This is a genomic window from Streptomonospora nanhaiensis (genome assembly GCF_013410565.1).
Taxonomy (GTDB): domain Bacteria; phylum Actinomycetota; class Actinomycetes; order Streptosporangiales; family Streptosporangiaceae; genus Streptomonospora; species Streptomonospora nanhaiensis.
This window is the reverse complement of record NZ_JACCFO010000001.1, coordinates 211,495-227,665: the sequence shown is the minus strand read 5'-3', so window position 1 is coordinate 227,665 and position 16,171 is coordinate 211,495. Positions and strand designations below refer to the sequence as shown.

Sequence of the window (16,171 nt, the reverse complement as noted above, 5' to 3'; positions counted from 1 at the left end):
CGGGGCGGCTCAGGCGGTGCCGGCCGCCGGTGCGGTGTCGGGCTCGATCCAGCGGCGGCCGTCGGGCGAGGGGACCAGGCCGCCCTCGATCAGCGGCGGCTCGGTGATGGCGCCGCCGACCCCGCGCCGCTGGATCTGGTTCATCTCGGTCATGACGTCGGCCACCACCGGGGCCCGGAACAGCTCGGTCATGCGCTCGCCGCTGGGCGTGCGCGCGGCTCCGGTGCGCTCCACCGCCCCGGCCAGGTCGGCCGAGGAGGCGCTGAACCGCTCGGCCAGGGTGTCGGGCCGCACCAGGGCGGCCTCGGCGGAGTAGGCGCCGGCCACCAGGGTGGTGAACGCCTCCATGTCGCCGGCGCGCATGTTGGTGACCTTGCGGGCCTTCCAGAAGTAGGAGTCCTCGTGCTGCTGCATGTCGTAGAAGGCGGCCAGGAACTCGTAGAAGACCGCGTACTCGCGCCGGTAGCGGGCCTCGAACTCGCCGAAGGCGCGCTCCTCGGGCAGCTCGCCGGCCAGGACGCTGTTGACCGAGCGGGCCGCCAGCAGGCCGCCGTAGGTGGCCAGGTGCACGCCGGTGGAGAACACCGGGTCGATGAAGCACGCGGCGTCGCCGGCCAGCGCGATCCCCGGCGCCCAGAACCGGGTGTCGGCGTAGGAGTAGTCCTTGCGCACCCGGATCTCGCCGTAGGTGCCCTCGGTGACGCGCACGGCGCCGCCGAGCATGTCGCGCACGATCGCGCAGCGCTGGATCGACTCCATCAGCGTGCGCTCGCGGTCGGCGGAGATGCGCGCGGCCTGGCCGCGGTTGAGCACCGCGCCGACGCTGGTGAGGGTGTCGCTGAGCGGGATGTACCACAGCCAGCCCTCGTCGAAGGCCGCACACAGGATGTTGCCGGAGTCGGGCGCGGGCAGCCGGCCGCCGCCCTCGAAGTAGCCGAAGACCGCGAGGTTCTGGAAGAACTCCGAGTACTGGCGGCGCCCCCCGGCGGCCGCGTGCAGCCGGCTGCCGTTGCCCGAGGCGTCGACCACCCACCGCGCGGCCAGTTCCCGCTCCCGCCCGCCGGGGTCGGTGTAGCGGATGCCGCTGACCCGCTCCCCGTCGGTCACGGCGGCCAGCGCCGGCGACTCCTCCCGGACGTCCACCCCGTGGCGGGCGGCGTTCTTCAGCAGGAGGTGGTCGAAGGTCATGCGGTCGACCTGGTAGGCGTAGGACGTCGGGCCCGACAGCTCCGGCGACAGCGCGAACAGGAAGTTCCACGGCTCGGGGCTGGTGCCCCACCGGAAGCTGCCGCCGCGCTTGACGGTGAACCCGGCGGCGCGCACCTCGTCCTCCACCCCCAGCAGGCGGCAGACGCCGTGCACGGTGGCGGGCAGCAGGGACTCCCCGATCTGGTAGCGGGGGAAGCTCTGCTTGTCGACCAGGACCACCCGGTGGCCCTGGTCGGCGATCAGGGTGGAGCCGGCGGGGCCGCCGCCGACGACGATGACATCGAACTGCTCGGGAACGCTCATGCTGGTGCTCTCCTGGCTGGGGGGCGGACGGCGGTCGCGGAGCGGAGGGGGCCGGGGCGGGGCGGCGTCAGTCGTTGAGCAGCAGCCGGGACCACGCGCGCACGCTGGGCTCCTCGGCCAGGGTCATGAAGTCGGTCTCCACGCCGGCCTTGCGCCAGGTCTCGACCAGGCTCATCAGCCGGATGGAGTCCATGCCGAGGTCGAGGAGGTTGTCGTCCTCGCCCACGGAGCCGGCGGGTTCGCCCAGGACCCGCTCGACGTCGGCGCGCAGCCGCTCGGCGGTCAGGTCGGGGGTGGCGGATGTCTCGGACACGGTCGGATCGCTCCTCAGCGGGAAACGGGTGGCGGTCTGCGGACAGGAGGGCGGGCGCGGCGCCCGGCTCAGCGGGCGGCGGCCTCGGCGGGCGCCCCGGTGGGCGCGGCTGACTCGGCGGTCCCTGCGGGCTCGGCGGTGCGGGCGCTTATGGCGTCGAGGATCTCCCCGACGCGCACGGCGACGTTGCTCAGCAGCGACGACGAGATCCCGTGGGTGTGCTCGGTGCCGCCCTGCAGGTAGATGCCGCAGGTGATCTCGTCGGTGGTGGCCAGGCGGTAGTCGCGCTGCACCGCGCAGCGGCCGCCGGCGTCGCAGACGACGTGCTCGGCCAGGTCGCCCAGCAGGTCGCGGGGATCGCCGGGGCGGTAGCCGGTGGCGTAGACCAGGTAGTCGGCGGCCACCGGGGTCTGCTTGCCGCTGGCCAGGTCCTCCACGGTCACGGTCACCCCGTCGGGCCCCTCGCTGACCCCGGCCACGCGCGAGGTGTTGTGGAAGCGCAGCCGCTCGGTGCCCTTCACCTTGTCCTGGTAGGCGGCCTGGTACAGGGTGTCGATGAGGTCGGGGTCGACCACCGAGTAGTTGGTGTTGCGGTGGTAGTCCATGATCCCGGCCTTGGTCTCGGCCGAGGCGCCGTAGAACGCGTCCACGGCGTCGGGGTCGAAGATCCGGTTGGCGAACGGGCTGTCGTCGGAAGGGCTGTAGCCGAACCGCGAGAACACCGCGTGCACCTGCGCCCCGGGAAAGCGGCGGTAGAGGTGCTCCACCACCTCGGCCGCGCTCTGGCCGGCGCCCACCACGACGAACCCGCGCGGGCGGGCGCCGGGGCCGATCCGCTCCAGGCTCTGCAGCAGGTACTCGTTGTGCCACACGCGCTCGCTCAGCCGCGCGCCCTCGGGCAGGCGCGGGGTCAGCCCGGGGGCGAAGACGATGTTGCGGCCCCGGCTGCGGTGCCGGCTGCCGTCGGGGGCCCGGGCGATCACGTCGAGCTGGGAGATCCGGCCCGCGGAGTCGCGCACCGGCTCCACGCCCACCACCTCGGAGCTGTAGCGCACCTGGTCGGCGACCCGTCCGGCGCACCAGGCCAGGTAGGCGTGGAACTCCGCGCGCAGCGGGAACAGCGTCTTGTGGTTGATGAAGTCGTGCAGCCGGCCCACGCTGTGCAGGTAGGAGAGGAACCCGAAGTCGCTGGCGGGGTTGCGCGTGGTCACCAGGTCCTTGAGGAACGAGACCTGCATCGTGGCGTCGTCCAGCAGCATCCCGCGGTGCCACCCGAACTCCGGCTGGCGCTCGTGGAACACGCCGGTGAGCGCGGGGACGGCGGGGTCGGCGGCGGCGCGGCGGCGCTGTTCGAGTAGGCCGATGGCCAGCGCGACGTTGGACGGCCCGAAACCGATCCCCACCAGGTCGTGGACGGGCGGAGGCTGCGGCGTGGAGGTCACGGAATTCCTTTCACCGGGGGTTGAGCGGTCGGCGCGTGGGCTAGGCGCGGGTGGGCAGCGGGCGGGCGGCGGGGTCGAGCGCGGCGACGGCGTCGGCCGCGCTCAGCGCCGCGCCGCAGCGCCGGGCGACGTAGCGCAGCGCGAGGCGGTGGTCGTCGGCGCTGAAGTCGGCGGTGGCGTCGGCCACCAGGAAGGGCCGCACGTCGCGCATGAAGGCGTCGGCGGCGGTGAGCAGGCAGCCGATGTGGGCGTAGACGCCGGTGATGAGGATCTGGTCGCGGCCCTGGGCGCGCAGCCGCTCGGCGAGGTCGGTGCCGGCGAACGCGCTGTAGCGCCACTTGGTGATGACCGTGTCGCCGGGCTCGGGCGCGATCGCGGCGGCGATGTCGGTGTGCTCGGCGACCGCCTCCATGCCCGGCCCCCAGAAGTCGCGTTCGAGTCCGCGCCGCTCCGGCGGCATACCCCCTGGCTTTACGGTGTAGATCACTGGAATGCCCGCGGCGCGGCACGTCGCGCGCAGCGCCGTGATGTTGGCCAGCGCGGTGCGCAGCGGCTCGGCGCCGGCCCGGTAGGGGCGCAGGAAGTAGCGCTGCATGTCGTGGACCAGCAGCGCGGCCCGGTCGGGCTCGGGACGCCAGTCCGCGCGGTTGGGCGGCAGGTCGTCCGGGGCGGGCGGTTCGTAGGGCTCGATGTGCGGCAGCGCCATCTGCGGTCCGTTCGACGGTTTCGGCTGGTGGACTCGGGCGGCGCCGGCGCCGCCCGCTGGGTGCGGGGGGTCAGCCGCCCGCGCCGTCCGGCGCGGGCGCCGGGCGGGCGTGGGCGGCGCGGACCGCCGCGCGCAGGTCGCGCCGGCTGGTCTTGCCCACGCCGGTGGCGGGGAAGGCGGCGACGAACTCCACGCGGTCGGGGATCTTGTAGGCGGCCAGCCCGCGCTCGCGCAGGAACGCCAGCAGTTCGCCGCGCCCGGGCGCCGCGCCGCGCGGCACGATGTAGGCGCAGGCGCGCTCCCCCAGGTAGGGGTCTGGCACGGCGACCACGGCGGCGTCGTGCACGCCCGGGTGGGCCAGCAGGTGGTTCTCCACCTCCTCGGGCGCGACCTTCTCGCCGCCCCGGTTGATCTGGTCCTTGGCGCGGCCCTCCACCACCAGGTGGCCGGTGGGCGTGCGCCGCACCAGGTCGCCGGTGCGGTAGAAGCCGTCGGGGGTGAAGGCGCGGGCGTTGTGCTCGGGGGCGTTGTAGTAGCCGCGGATGGTGTAGGGGCCGCGGGTGAGCAGCTCGCCGGGCCGGCCCTCGGGCACCTCGGCGCCGTCGGGGCCCACGACGCGGATCTCGTCGTCAGGGGAGATGGGCCGGCCCTGGGTGGTGAACACGGTCTCGGCGGGGTCGTCGGCGCGGGTGTAGTTGACCAGCCCCTCGGCCATGCCGAACACCTGCTGCAGCCGGCAGCCCAGCACGGCGGGCACCCGGCGCGCGGCCTCGGCGCCGAACTTGGCCCCGCCCACCTGGAGCACCTCCAGGCAGGACAGGTCGCGGTCGGCGTGGGCGCCCCCGGCCACCGCGTCCAGCCACAGCAGGGCCACCGGCGGCACCACGGCCGCGTTGGTCACCCGGTGGGCCTCGATGAGCGCCAGGCAGGTGGCGGGGCTGGGGTCGGGGGCCAGCACCACGGTGCCGCCCGCGTGGAAGACTCCGAGGAAGCCGGGCGAACTCATCGGGAAGTTGTGCACGACCGGCAGCGCGGACAGGTAGACGGTGTCCGGGGTGAGGCCGCAGATCTCGGCGCTGGCCCGCACCGAGTACAGGTAGTCGTCGTGGGTGCGCGGGATGAGCTTGGGCAGGCCGGTGGTGCCGCCGGAGAGCTGGAGGAACGCCACGTCGGCGGGATCGGCCGCGGGCGCGGGCGGCTCCTGGCCCTCCCCCAGCCGGCGCACCTCCGCCAGGGGCGTGAACCCCGCGCGGCCCCCGGCGTCGCCGACCACCACCACCCGCGCGGGGCCGCCGGTCTCGGCGCGCACCCGCTCGGCCAGGTCGCGGTGGTCGAACCCGGCGTGCACGTCGGCGACCACCAGGGCGGCGGCCTCGGTGGCCGCGCACAGGTGGGCGACCTCGGCCCGGCGGTGGGCGGGCAGGGCGTAGACCGGCAGCGCGCCCAGCCGGAACAGCCCGAACACCACCTCGAATACCTCGGGGACGTTGGGCAGCTGCACCACGACGCGGTCGCCCGGGGCCACGCCCAGGCGGGCCAGGCCGGCGGCGGCGCGGTCGGCGCGGGCGTCGAGGTCGGCGTAGGTCCAGCGCTCGGCCCCGCCGACCACGGCGGTGCGCCCGGCGAACCGGCGTGCCCGGTCGCGCAGGAACGCGTCCATGGTCTCCCCGGTCCAGTACCCCGCGGCGCGGTAGCGGGCGGCGAACTCGGGCGGCCAGGGGGTGCATCCGGCGAGCATGGCGGTGTGTCACTCCTTGAGGGCGGGTGCGAGCGGGCGGTGCGGGCGGGGAGGCCGGCGAGGGGCGGAGCGGGCGGGCGCGGCGGCGCGGGCGGAGCTCACCCGGTTCCGGGCGGCGGCTGGTTCACCCCCAGGGCCAGCAGCAGGGTGCGCAGCTTCGCCGAGGTCTCGGCGAGTTCGGCGTCGGGGTCGGAGCCCGGCACGATCCCGCCGCCGGCGAACAGGTCGAGGCTGTCGCCGGACACCTCGGCGCAGCGGATGGAGACGACCCACTCGCCGTCGCCGGCGGCGTCGGTGTAGCCGACCGCGCCGGTGTAGAAGCCCCGGTCGAACGGCTCGATGGCGGCGATGGCGGCGCGCGCGGCGGCGGTGGGCGTGCCGCACACGGCCGGGGTGGGGTGCAGGGCGGCGGCCAGTACCGCCGAGGGGGTGTCGGTGTCGCGCAGCTCGCCGGTGATGCGGGTGGACAGGTGCCACAGCGTGGCGGTCCCGGCGAGTTCGGGCTCGGGCACCCGCAGCGTGCGGCAGTAGGGGCGCAGCGCCTCGGCGACCGCCTCGACCACCACGGCGTGCTCGTGGCGGTCCTTGGCCGAGCCGAGCAGCTCCACCGCGCGGCGCTGGTCCTTGCTGGGGTCGGCGCTGCGCGGCGCCGACCCGGCCAGCGGGTTGGACACCACCGCGCCGCCGCGCTTGGCCACCAGCAGTTCGGGGCTGGCGCCCACCAGGGTGCGCGGCCCCTCGCCGGCGGTGGGCAGGTCCATGGCGAAGGTGAACCCGGCGGGGTCGCGCCAGGCCAGGTTGCGCAGCAGCCGGGCGACGTCCACGGGGCCGGGGCCGGTCAGGCGCAGCGATCGGGCCAGGACGACCTTGGCGAGTTCGCCCTCTCCGGCGTCGGCCATCAGCTTCAGCGCCCGCTCCACCCCGGCGACGTGGGCGGCGGGTTCGGGGACGGCCCGCATGGTCCACGGGCCGGGCAGGGGGCCGCGCCCCCGGTCGCCGGGGGGCGCCTCGGACAGCGGCGGCGCCCACACCACCTCCTCGGGCACGACGATGCGGGCCGGCGCGCCGGGGGCGAAGGGGATGGCGCCCAGCGCGAGGGGGCCGCGCGGCACGCCGCCGGGGGCCCTGGAGGCGGCGGGGGCAGCGGGGCCATCGGGGACTTCGGGGGCCTCGGTGGTGGTCGCGCGCAGCAGGTCGCCGACGTCGGCCAGCCGGTCGGTGCGGGCGGCGGCACCGCGCCCCAGGAGGACGCCGCGCCCGGAGGCGAGGAAGGCGGAGCCGGGGCGGTAGGCGGCGAGCAGGTCGTCGAGGGCGGCGGTGCGGGCGCGCTGGTGGGACACCGGTCCATCTCATTTCTGCCGTGCGGGACCGATCGGCGCCGGCGAAGCGCACTGATCAGGTCGGGGAAGTGCGGTTTTCCGCCGCGGCGGCACGCGGGGGCGCGCCGGGCGGGGGGCAGGCGGGGAGCGGGGAGGGTGGGCAGGGCCGCCGCGCGGGCTCAGGCGCGCAGCGTGGCGCCGCCGTCGACGTAGAGGTCGTGCATGGTGATGTGCCGGGCCGAGGCGGAGGCCAGGAAGCAGACGGCGTCGGCGATGTCGGCGGGGTCGGCGATCCGGCCGAGGGGGATGCCGGTGCGGAAGCTGCCGGGATCGCCCGCGATGACCCGGGCGGCGCCGTCGGGGCCCGACCACATGCCGCGCTGCATGGGGGTGTCGGTGGAGCCGGGCGAGACCACGTTGCACCGCACGCCGTAGCGGGCCAGCTCCAGGCCCAGCGACTTGGTGAACATTGCGGCGGCGGCCTTGGAGGCGCCGTAGGCGGCGAGGTCGGCGCGCGGCACGCCGGCCGCGTTGGACCCCACCGTGACGATCGACCCGCTCCCCCGCCCGGCCATGCGGCGGGCGGCGGCGCGCGAGACGTGGAAGACGCCGGTGGCGTTGACGGCGAACAGCTCGGCCCAGTCGGCGTCGCCGGTGGCGGTGACGGGGCCGGTGCGCAGCACGCCGGCCACGTTGACGGCGTGCGCGATGGGTCCGAGGTCGCGTTCGACGGAGTCGACGAGGGCGTCGACGGCGGCGGAGTCGCGCACGTCGGCGACGTAGGCCGCCGCCTTGTGCCCCGCCGCCCGCAGGGCGTCGGCCGTGTCGGCCGCCCCCTCGGGGTCGCGGTCGACGGCGGCGACGGTCGCGCCCGCGTCGGCCAACCGGACGGCCACGGCGCGGCCGATGCCCTGGGCGGCGCCCGTGACCAGGGCCACCGTTCCCTCGATCCCGTTGTGGGACACGACACTCCTCTCGGCACAACAAAGGATAAGCACACCTCAGTAAGGCAATGCTTACCTAAGCAACTGTCCGCAAGTCTTGATCGGCGGAGCGCATTGTGTCAACCCTGGAAATTCCGACACCGAGTGCGTTATGCAACACAACGGTCACCGACCGAAGAACACCGCAAGGCTCACCAGGGCGGCGGCCGGGGCTTTTGCCGGGAGAGTGGACGCCGGGGATAGATCACACTGCCCTGGAGGTTAGTCATCACGGGGAGTAACCACGCGGGCCCCCGCCGCCCTCGGCGCCCCGTCTGGCGCCCAGCCACCCGCAGGAGGACCCAAACCGCTCCGCCCCCTGCCCCCGCTGCCTTCGGCGCCTCGCCGCCGCCTCGACCATCCGGCCGCAGCGCCGACGTCCTCATCCAGAACCGCGTTCTTCAGGCCAGAACCGCCGCCCGGTGGGCGCAGCACGGGCGCCCACTCCCAGTTCCTTCCACCAACCTCTGTCCCCTGCCACCGACTCGCCCTCGGCCGTCCACCCGCCCCCTCACCCGCCGCGGAGCGTGACCGCCCGCCGCCGCACGCCGCCGCCCCGCCCCTCAGCGGTTCTCCAGCTTGGGGAACACCACCCGGTTGAGGATCAGGGTCGCGGCGGCTCCCACCGGCACCGCGATGAGGGCGCCCACCACCCCCAGCAGCGCCCCGCCCAGCAGCGCCGAGGTGATCGTCACAGTCGGCGCCACGTGCACCGAGCGCTGCATGACGCGCGTGCGATGACATAGCTCTCGATCTGCTGGTAGACGAGGAAGAAGGCCAGCGTCACCACGCCCAGGCGCAGGTCGCCCACGCCCACCACCACCGTGGCGGCCAGCGCGCCGATGGTCGTGCCGACCAGCGGGATCAGCGCCGTCACCGCGACGATGAGCGACAGCGTCAGCGCGTAGCCCGACCCGATCACGCTCAGGAACGCCAGCGCCACCGCGCCGCCGATCAGCGCGATGAACAACTGGCCAGCGATGAACGCGCCGACGCGCTCCAGGATCTCGTCGGCCAACTCCCTGACCGCCGCCCGCCGCGAACGCGGCACCAGCCGGTAGCCCACCTCCGTGATACCCGGCAGCGAGGCCATGAAGAACAGCGTGAGCACCAGCACGGTGAACCCGGTCACCACCGTGTTCAGTACCGCCTGGCCCACCCCGAACACGCCGCCGAACACCCGACGCCCGAAGTCGGCGCTGGTCACGAACCCCTCCGCGCGCTCCAGCAGCCGGTACCGGCGGTCGAGGTCGGCGAGCACCGGGTTGCGCTGGGCCTCCGCGAAGTACTCGGGCAGGTCGGCGATGAACTCCGCCACCTGCTGGGTGAGCGGCGGCACGATCGCCCAGAGGAACACGGCGGCGAACCCCACCAGCGCCGCGCACACCAGCACGATCGCGCCCCAGCGGGGCACACCCAGCCGCCGCAGCCACTCGATCACCGGGTTGAGGCCCACGGCCAGGAACAGCGCGACCAGGAAGCTGACGAAGACGGCCTGTGCCCGGACCAGGGTCTCCACCAGCAGCCAGGCGGTCAGCACGCCCAGCGCGCCGGTGAACCCCACGAGGAAGAAGTTGACGCCCTCCAGCGGGCCGGGCCGGGCGCCTCCGGCGGCGCGCTCGGCCGCGCTCATCACCGCCCCCGGCAGCGCGGGCGGGCGCCGCCCGCCCGCTCCCGGCGCGGAGGGCAGAGCCCCTGAGCCGGTGCCCGCACCCGGGTCCGCACCCGGTCCCGCACCGGCCTCCGCACGGGCTTCCGGGTCGGCGGCCGCCTCCACGGTCCCCCGCGCGGCCGGGCGCTCGGGGCCTGCGGGACGCTCGGCGGCGTCGTCGGCGTCGCGCTCGGCCAACCCGGTCTCCCCACCACGGTGCGGATGTGCGCCCTCAACGTAGCGAAGGCGGATGCCCTGCGGCGAGGCGGCGCGCAGGGGGCCGGGCCATCAGCCGTCGGCCACGCGCCGGGGCGGCCGGCGGCGCCGCCCGCACCACCCCCTACCAGCGTGAACACCGCAGGCCCCGCCCGCGGGACCCGCCCGGCGCGCGCCAATTCTCCGGCGCTCGGCGGCCCTCCCATCACGCGGGCGGCGTGCGGATGTCCATAGCCTGCTTCAGGCCGCTGTAGTGGAAGATCCGCTCGATCTTGCCGGGCGGGACGTAGACGGTGAGCGCGCCGCCCGCGCGCGCCAGGCGCCGGTGGAGCCGCGCCAGCGCGCCAAGTCCCACGGAGTCGATGAAGGACAGTTCGCTGAGGTCGACCACCATGACCGGCCCGTACACGATCTCGGCGGTTCCGGCGGTCTGCTCGAACCGGTCCACTCCGGCGAGGTCGAACTCCCCTTTCAAACGCATGACGGTGGTCCCGTCCCGATCCTGGATTCCCACGTCAAGGTGGCACATTGAGGGTCCGTCCCGACTCCGCCGGTGCCCGCGGGCGCGGTGGGCCCGCGGCGCTGCCTGTGCTGCCTGTCTCGATCCCGCCTCCATTCTCCAACTCCCGGGCCCTCGGCGGAACCGAACCCGGCGGCGCGGGGCCAGGCGTCCGGAGGCGGCCACCCCGCCCCGCCGACCGGAGCACGGCCGCGCGCCCGCGCGGCCCCGGCGGCGGCAGGACTGCGGTGGGACACGAGGGCCCTCCGGGTCGGTGCGGATGCCGCGATCCGCGCCGACCCGGAGGGCCGCCACCTGTTCCGCCACCCGGCCCCGGGACACCGCCGTCCCCGGCCCCGGACAGCACCCCCACCGGGCCCCTAGGAGCGGGAGTCGAAGTAGGACTCGGGGCCCTCGCCGTCCTCGTCGGGCAGGAACACGATCTCGTCGTCGTCCTCGGCGTCGTCGCTCTCGTCGGCCGGTCCGGCCGCCCCCGCCGGGCCGCCCCCGCCCGCCCCGTCCAGGTCGGCCGCCTCCTCGGTGTCGCGGGAGTCGTCGACGTCCTCGAACGACAGCTCCCCCGGCGGCTCCTCGCCGCCGCTCTCGTACATCGCGCGCTCGGTCTCCTGCTCGTCGTCGCCCATGTCCGCGGGACCCGCGTAGCGCATGGCCTTCTCCTCTCCCGTCTCCGCCGTTGCGTGCCGCGACCCGGCCGCGTGCCCGTGTTACGTGTCCGGCTTGTCTGACATGCCCCGTCTGAGCTGACCTACTGACCCCGGCGCCGCCCATCCCGCGTCCCCGCTCCTCCACCGCCCCGGCCCCCGACGTAGAGCGGCAGGCGCAGGGTGAAGACCGCGCCGCCCAGGCGGTCGCTGTCGCCGACGTCGAGGGTGCCGCCCTTGGCCTCGGCGATCTCCCGCGAGATGGCCAGGCCCAGCCCGGTGCCGCCGGGGTCGCGCCGGCGCGGCCCGCCAGGCGGGCGAAGCGGTCGAATATGCGCTCGCGCTCCTGCTCGGGCACGCCGTTGCCGTCGTCGTGGACCCGCAGCACCACCTCCTGGCCCTCGCGCTCGACGGTCACCAGCACCCGCTCGCGCGCGTGCCGCTCGGCGTTGCCGAGCAGGTTGGTCAGCAGCCGCACCAGGCGCAGCCGGTTGCCGTACACGAACAGCCGGGGCTCCGCCTCGCTCTCCACGCGCGGCGGGGCGCCGCGGCGCCGCACCTCCGACTCGGCCAGGTCGCCCAGGTCGACCGGCTCGCGCGCGGTGGCGACATCGGCGTCCAGCCGGGCGAGTTCGAGCAGGTCGCTGACGATGCGCTCCAGGCGCTCGGTGTCGGCGAGCGCGCCGCGCAGCGCCTCGCGGACGTCGCCGCCGGGGTCGGCCAGCTCGACCTCCAGCCGGGTGCGCAGCCCTGCGATGGGGTTGCGCAGCTCGTGCGAGGCGTCGGAGACGAACCCGCGCTGGCGGTCCATCGCGGCGGCCAGCCGGCGCAGCGTGTCGTTGACGGTGCGGGCCAGGCGGGCGACCTCGTCGCCGGTGTCGGGCACCGCCACGCGCCGCCCCAGGTCGGAGGCGGTGATGTGCTCCAGGTCGGTGCGGATGTCCTCGACCGGGCGCAGGGTGCGGCCCGCGCCCCACCACGCGAGCGCGCCGGTGGGCACGAGGAGGGCCAGCCCCAGGCCCAGCACCACCACCTCCATGAGGGGGAAGGACACCAGGCCCGAGCGCGGCACGGCCGCGTAGACCAGGACGTCGCCGTAGTGGGAGTCCGCGGCGGCGTAGCCGACGATGGTGAGGCAGCGGGCGGTGCGGCGCTGCGGGCACCGGGTGGTGACCACCTGGGCCTCGGGGCGGGAGGGGCGCACCTCGGTGAGCGGCCCCGTGTCGCGCGCGGCGCCGCCCGACGCCAGGACCTCGCCGTCGGGGGCCACCACCTGGAGCCGCGACACCCCGCCGCGCGGCCGCAACTTCCCCTCGACACGGTGGCTCTGGATCTCCATGACGACCTCGCGCGCGGCCTCGGCGGCGCGCTCCACCTCGCCGCGGTGGACCACGGCCCGCACCAGGACGGAGGTCAGCACCCCGAACACCAGCAGGATGACCGCGGCGGCCGCCACCGAGCCGGCCGCCACCCGGGCGCGGATCGAGCGGGGCCGCAGGCGCGACCGGTTCGGCATGCGCCTCCAGCCCTTCGTCCCCCGTTGACCCATACGGCAGAGGGCTGCCCGCCGCCGTGCCCGCCCAAGGTCACCGGTTGCCCAATTCGCGGTATGGCCGCGGTCGCGGACGGCGCCGGGGCTCGGCAGGCGTCGGCGGGCGGCGCCCGCACGGGACCGCCCACGGGGCCTGGGGAGGCGGCCCGGGCGGCGCCTGCGCCGTGGCAAGCTGAGGCGATGGACGACATGCGCGAGGCCCTGCTGGCCCGCTACGACGCGGCCTGTACGACCACCTGCCACTACTGCCCCTGCCCGCTGCCGCCCGAGACGGTGCGCTGCCGGCTGTGCGGCCGCCTCCAGGAGCGCGCCGCTGAGGAGGCCGAGGGGGTGCGGCGCGCGGCGGAGGCCACCGCCCGCGCCGCCGCCGACTGACCACCGGGGCGCCCCGCGCCCCGACCGCCCCGACCCGTCCCCGGCCGGACCTCCCCCCGCCCGCTCCACTCCGACCCGGCCCGCCGCCCGCGCCCGCGACACGGCCGCGCCGAATTCGCCGAAACCGGCCCGCGCGACCCGGTGTCACGATTCAATGGCTTCGGTAGTCATCCGAACCGGAGCGGGCCGGGCCCGCGCAGGAGGAGAAATGCGCAATCGACGGACGGCGGCGGTGCTGGCCCTGGCCGCGGGGCTGGCGGCGGCGACCCTGGCGAGCACGCCAGCACAGGCGGCGGCCGAGCCGCGGTCCCGGCTGGAGCTGACGGTGGAGAACGGCGACGCCTCCACCCGCACCTCCACCACCCTCGACTGCCACCCCGCCGGGGGCACCCACCCCGAGGCCGCGCGGGCGTGCGCCGCGCTGGAGACCGCGGGGGGCGACTTCGACCGGCTCGGCACGGCCCGCCAGCAGCAGGTGGTGTGCACGCTTCAGTACGACCCCGTGCGGCTGTCCGCCACCGGCACCTGGAAGGGCCGGCCGGTGGAATGGCAGAAGGAGTTCGGCAACGCCTGCGAGGCCCAGGGCGCCACCGACGGCGTCTTCCCGCTCTGAGCGCGCCGGGCGGTCGGAGCGGTCCGGCCGGGTCGGTCCGACCGCCGCAGCGGCCACAACCGCCGACGGGACGCGGGTCGGCCCCGCCCCCGCTCCTCGACGCCGCCCGCGAACGGACGCGGGCGCGGATGCGGGGCCGGGCGGGCCACGCGCGACCGCCCGCTGAGGGCGGGCGGGTCTACTCGTAGGGGTCGGGCGGGTTGGTGACCTCGGTCATCTGCTCCACGGTGAACCGGTGGTCGCGCACGCTCTGCAGGTCGCCCTCGGGGGCCTGCCAGGTGCCTTCGACCTCCCACCAGGTGTCCGTGGGCGGGGCGGGCTCGTCGGTGATCAGCACCCGGTTGACGATCGCGTCGGCGGCGCAGCACGCCATCTGCAGCCGCGCCAGGTACCACCCCTCGTCCTCGCCGTCGGGGTGGGGCACCGCGAACCCGGTCAGGCGGATCGTGCGGCCCTCCATGGCGCGCGACTCATCGGTCCACGCGCGCGAGACGAAGTCCTGCAGCTCCATCTCCACGGTCCCCGAGGCGTCGGCCTCGCCCAGTCCGTCGAAGCGCTGGTCGGAGTCCACCTCGCGCGGCGGCGCGGCCGCGCCCGCGCTCTCGGCGGTGTAGGCCCCCAGCGCCGGCGGCGCCACCACGAACACCGCCACCACCGGCAGCAGGAGCAGCCAGGCCACGCGCGGCGCGCGGTCGTGCGCGTGCCCGCCGTGGTCGTGGTGCCCGTGTCCGTGCGCCGGTCCGTGTGCGTGCGCGCCGCCGCCCTGGGCCGCGTGGGGCTCGGCCTCCTCGCCCCGCAGGACCGCGCGCAGCTCGCCCGCCACGATCAGCGCGCCCAGCGCCAGCAGCACCGCCCCGGCCGCGATCAGGAACGGCCGGAAGCCCGGCTGCACGTAGTTGAGGTACAGGTCGGTGAAGAGCGTGCTGGTCAGCGCGGCGGCGCCCAGCAGCACCACGACGATCCCCTGCGCCACGCGGTTCACAGCAGCAGCCCTCCGATCGCGAACGAGAACACCAGTGCCACGCCCAGGGTGAGCGGCACGAACCGGCGGACGAACGCCCAGCCGAACGTGCCGCCCTGCAGCGCGATGAGCTTGAGGTCGACCATCGGGCCGACCACCAGGAACGCCAGCTTGGCGGTGGGCGAGAACTCGGTGAGGCTGACCGCGACGAACGCGTCGGCCTCCGAGCACACCGACAGCACGACCGCGAACAGCGCCAGCACGAGCGCCGACACGACCGGCATGTCCGCCACGGCCGCCACCCACTCGCGCGGCACGATCACGTTGACGGTGGCCGCGGCGATCGCGCCGACGACCAGGAACCCGCCCGCGTGCATGAGGTCGTGCAGCATGGACTCCCGGAAGACCTGCCACTTGGGGGCGTCGGGGTCGTGGTGGGTGCGCGGCGGGCGCAGCCAGTCGGTGCGGCCCAGCCGCGCCCAGATCCAGCCGACCACCACGGCGGCGCCGAACGACGCCAGCAGCCGGCCCACGACCATCTCGGGCTGCCCGGCGAAGGCCACGGCGGTGGCGGCCAGCACGACGGGGTTGATGGCGGGCGCGGCCAGCAGGAAGGTGAGCGCCGCGGCCGGTGCCACGCCGCGCTTGATCAGCCCGCTGGCCACCGGCACCGACGCGCACTCGCAGCCGGGCAGCACCATGCCCGCGGCGCCGGCGACCGGCACCGCGGCGGCGGGGTTGCGCGGCATCACGCGCTGGTAGAACGACGCCGGAACGAACGCGGTCAGCGCGGCCGACAGCGCGATACCGAAGACGAGGAACGGCAGCGCCTGGAGGCTGATGGCGGTGAACACGGTGGCCCAGGCCAGGAACGCCTCGCCGGTGAGCCGGTCCGACAGCCAGGCGTTGCCCATGGCCAGCGCCACCAGGAACAGCGCGAAGGCCCACACGGTGGCCAGCCGGCGGGGGCCGCGCGGGCGCCCCCAGTCGGGCGGCGGCAGCGCGCCGTCGGGGTCGTCCCAGCCGGTGGCGAGGGAGTCGCCCAGGGAGGCGTGTGCGGGCGGAGCGGGCCCCGCCGTCGAACGTTCGGACACGCGTGGAACTCCGTTGTCTTCGTGCTGGTGGGGCGGTCCCGCCGGCGGTGCGCCGGGCGGGCCGCGCGGTGCGGGCGCTCCCGGGCATAGTACCGAGAACGGTTTTCATCCCGCGTGCGGCGGAGGCCGACACACGGGCGGGTCGCCGGTGGCCGCGCCGGGCGCGGAGGTGTCCCGGGCCCGGACGCCCCGAGGGGGCGGGGCCGGGGGCCGCGCGGACGCGCGGTGCGCACCGGGCGGCGCGCCGCGACGGTCACGTCGCCCGGGCGTTTCGCACTTTACCCGTCCGGAGCGGGCGGTGTGGGCGTTTCGGGCGGGCGGCGCGGCGGGAGCGGGGCGCCGGGCGTGTCGGGCGGGCGTCCCGGAGCGCGGGGCACGGGCCGCGTCGCCCTCGCCGCCGCGCGGGGCCTAACGTGTCCGACGTGCGTGTGAACCTTCGTGTGAACCCCTGTGCGACCCGCGGTGCGGATCCCTCCGGCGGCGGGCCCGCGGCCGCCCGCCCGCCGCGCCTCCGCCTCCCCGGAGGCCCCGGCCG

At 75.9% G+C, this 16,171-nt stretch carries 14 protein-coding genes and 2 pseudogenes; 2 read left to right on the top strand and 14 right to left on the bottom strand.

Annotated elements, in window-relative coordinates:
• Window positions 1-9: 9 nt before the first annotated feature.
• The 12 genes and pseudogenes from HNR12_RS00990 to HNR12_RS29370 all read right to left on the bottom strand — a co-directional run.
• Window positions 10-1,512, bottom strand: coding sequence for a tryptophan 7-halogenase (locus tag HNR12_RS00990; protein WP_179765679.1), 1,503 nt, complete (start codon window positions 1,510-1,512; stop codon window positions 10-12).
• Between the two features lie 67 nt (window positions 1,513-1,579).
• Window positions 1,580-1,825 carry a phosphopantetheine-binding protein gene (locus tag HNR12_RS00985; protein ID WP_179765678.1) on the bottom strand — a complete coding sequence of 82 codons (246 nt, stop codon included), beginning with the start codon at window positions 1,823-1,825 and terminating at the stop codon, window positions 1,580-1,582.
• Between the two features lie 68 nt (window positions 1,826-1,893).
• Window positions 1,894-3,267 (bottom strand): lysine N(6)-hydroxylase/L-ornithine N(5)-oxygenase family protein, encoded by a 1,374-nt coding sequence (locus HNR12_RS00980; RefSeq protein ID WP_179765677.1) that lies wholly within the window; start codon window positions 3,265-3,267, stop codon window positions 1,894-1,896.
• Between the two features lie 40 nt (window positions 3,268-3,307).
• Complete coding sequence (locus HNR12_RS00975; protein ID WP_179765676.1) at window positions 3,308-3,973, bottom strand: isochorismatase family protein; 666 nt, start codon at window positions 3,971-3,973, stop codon at window positions 3,308-3,310.
• A 70-nt stretch (window positions 3,974-4,043) separates the two neighbouring features.
• Window positions 4,044-5,711, bottom strand: coding sequence for a (2,3-dihydroxybenzoyl)adenylate synthase (locus tag HNR12_RS00970; protein ID WP_179765675.1), 1,668 nt, complete (start codon window positions 5,709-5,711; stop codon window positions 4,044-4,046).
• 98 nt (window positions 5,712-5,809) lie between these two features.
• A complete protein-coding gene (locus HNR12_RS00965) occupies window positions 5,810-7,051 on the bottom strand; it encodes an isochorismate synthase (protein ID WP_179765674.1) in 1,242 nt (413 codons plus the stop codon).
• Between the two features lie 158 nt (window positions 7,052-7,209).
• Window positions 7,210-7,995 carry a 2,3-dihydro-2,3-dihydroxybenzoate dehydrogenase gene (locus HNR12_RS00960; RefSeq protein ID WP_179765673.1) on the bottom strand — a complete coding sequence of 262 codons (786 nt, stop codon included), beginning with the start codon at window positions 7,993-7,995 and terminating at the stop codon, window positions 7,210-7,212.
• A 581-nt stretch (window positions 7,996-8,576) separates the two neighbouring features.
• Window positions 8,577-8,708: a hypothetical protein gene (locus HNR12_RS29385; RefSeq protein ID WP_338119698.1), complete on the bottom strand. Its 132-nt coding sequence runs from the start codon at window positions 8,706-8,708 to the stop codon at window positions 8,577-8,579.
• Entirely contained in the window at window positions 8,705-9,862 is a 1,158-nt protein-coding gene (locus tag HNR12_RS00955; RefSeq protein ID WP_338119697.1) for an AI-2E family transporter, read from the bottom strand. Before HNR12_RS00955 ends, HNR12_RS29385 begins: the two co-directional genes overlap by 4 nt.
• Before the next feature lie 223 nt (window positions 9,863-10,085).
• Window positions 10,086-10,373: pseudogene (locus tag HNR12_RS29380) on the bottom strand (STAS domain-containing protein); the annotation flags it as partial.
• A gap of 772 nt (window positions 10,374-11,145) precedes the next feature.
• A complete protein-coding gene (locus HNR12_RS29375; RefSeq protein WP_338119835.1) occupies window positions 11,146-11,292 on the bottom strand; it encodes a hypothetical protein in 147 nt (48 codons plus the stop codon).
• A 122-nt stretch (window positions 11,293-11,414) separates the two neighbouring features.
• A pseudogene (locus HNR12_RS29370) lies at window positions 11,415-12,080 on the bottom strand (sensor histidine kinase); the annotation flags it as partial.
• Window positions 12,081-12,773: 693 nt separating this feature from the next.
• Here HNR12_RS29370 and HNR12_RS00935 point away from each other — a divergent pair.
• On the top strand, window positions 12,774-12,968 hold the full coding sequence (locus tag HNR12_RS00935) for a hypothetical protein (protein WP_179765670.1): 195 nt from the start codon (window positions 12,774-12,776) through the stop codon (window positions 12,966-12,968).
• Between the two features lie 208 nt (window positions 12,969-13,176).
• Complete coding sequence (locus HNR12_RS00930) at window positions 13,177-13,581, top strand: SSI family serine proteinase inhibitor (protein ID WP_179765669.1); 405 nt, start codon at window positions 13,177-13,179, stop codon at window positions 13,579-13,581.
• Between the two features lie 178 nt (window positions 13,582-13,759).
• Here the strand turns inward: HNR12_RS00930 and HNR12_RS00925 are convergent, their stop codons facing one another.
• A complete protein-coding gene (locus HNR12_RS00925; protein WP_179765668.1) occupies window positions 13,760-14,563 on the bottom strand; it encodes a TIGR03943 family putative permease subunit in 804 nt (267 codons plus the stop codon).
• Window positions 14,560-15,636: a permease gene (locus tag HNR12_RS00920; RefSeq protein WP_179765667.1), complete on the bottom strand. Its 1,077-nt coding sequence runs from the start codon at window positions 15,634-15,636 to the stop codon at window positions 14,560-14,562. The genes HNR12_RS00925 and HNR12_RS00920 overlap by 4 nt, the downstream gene beginning before the upstream one ends.
• Window positions 15,637-16,171: the final 535 nt, after the last annotated feature.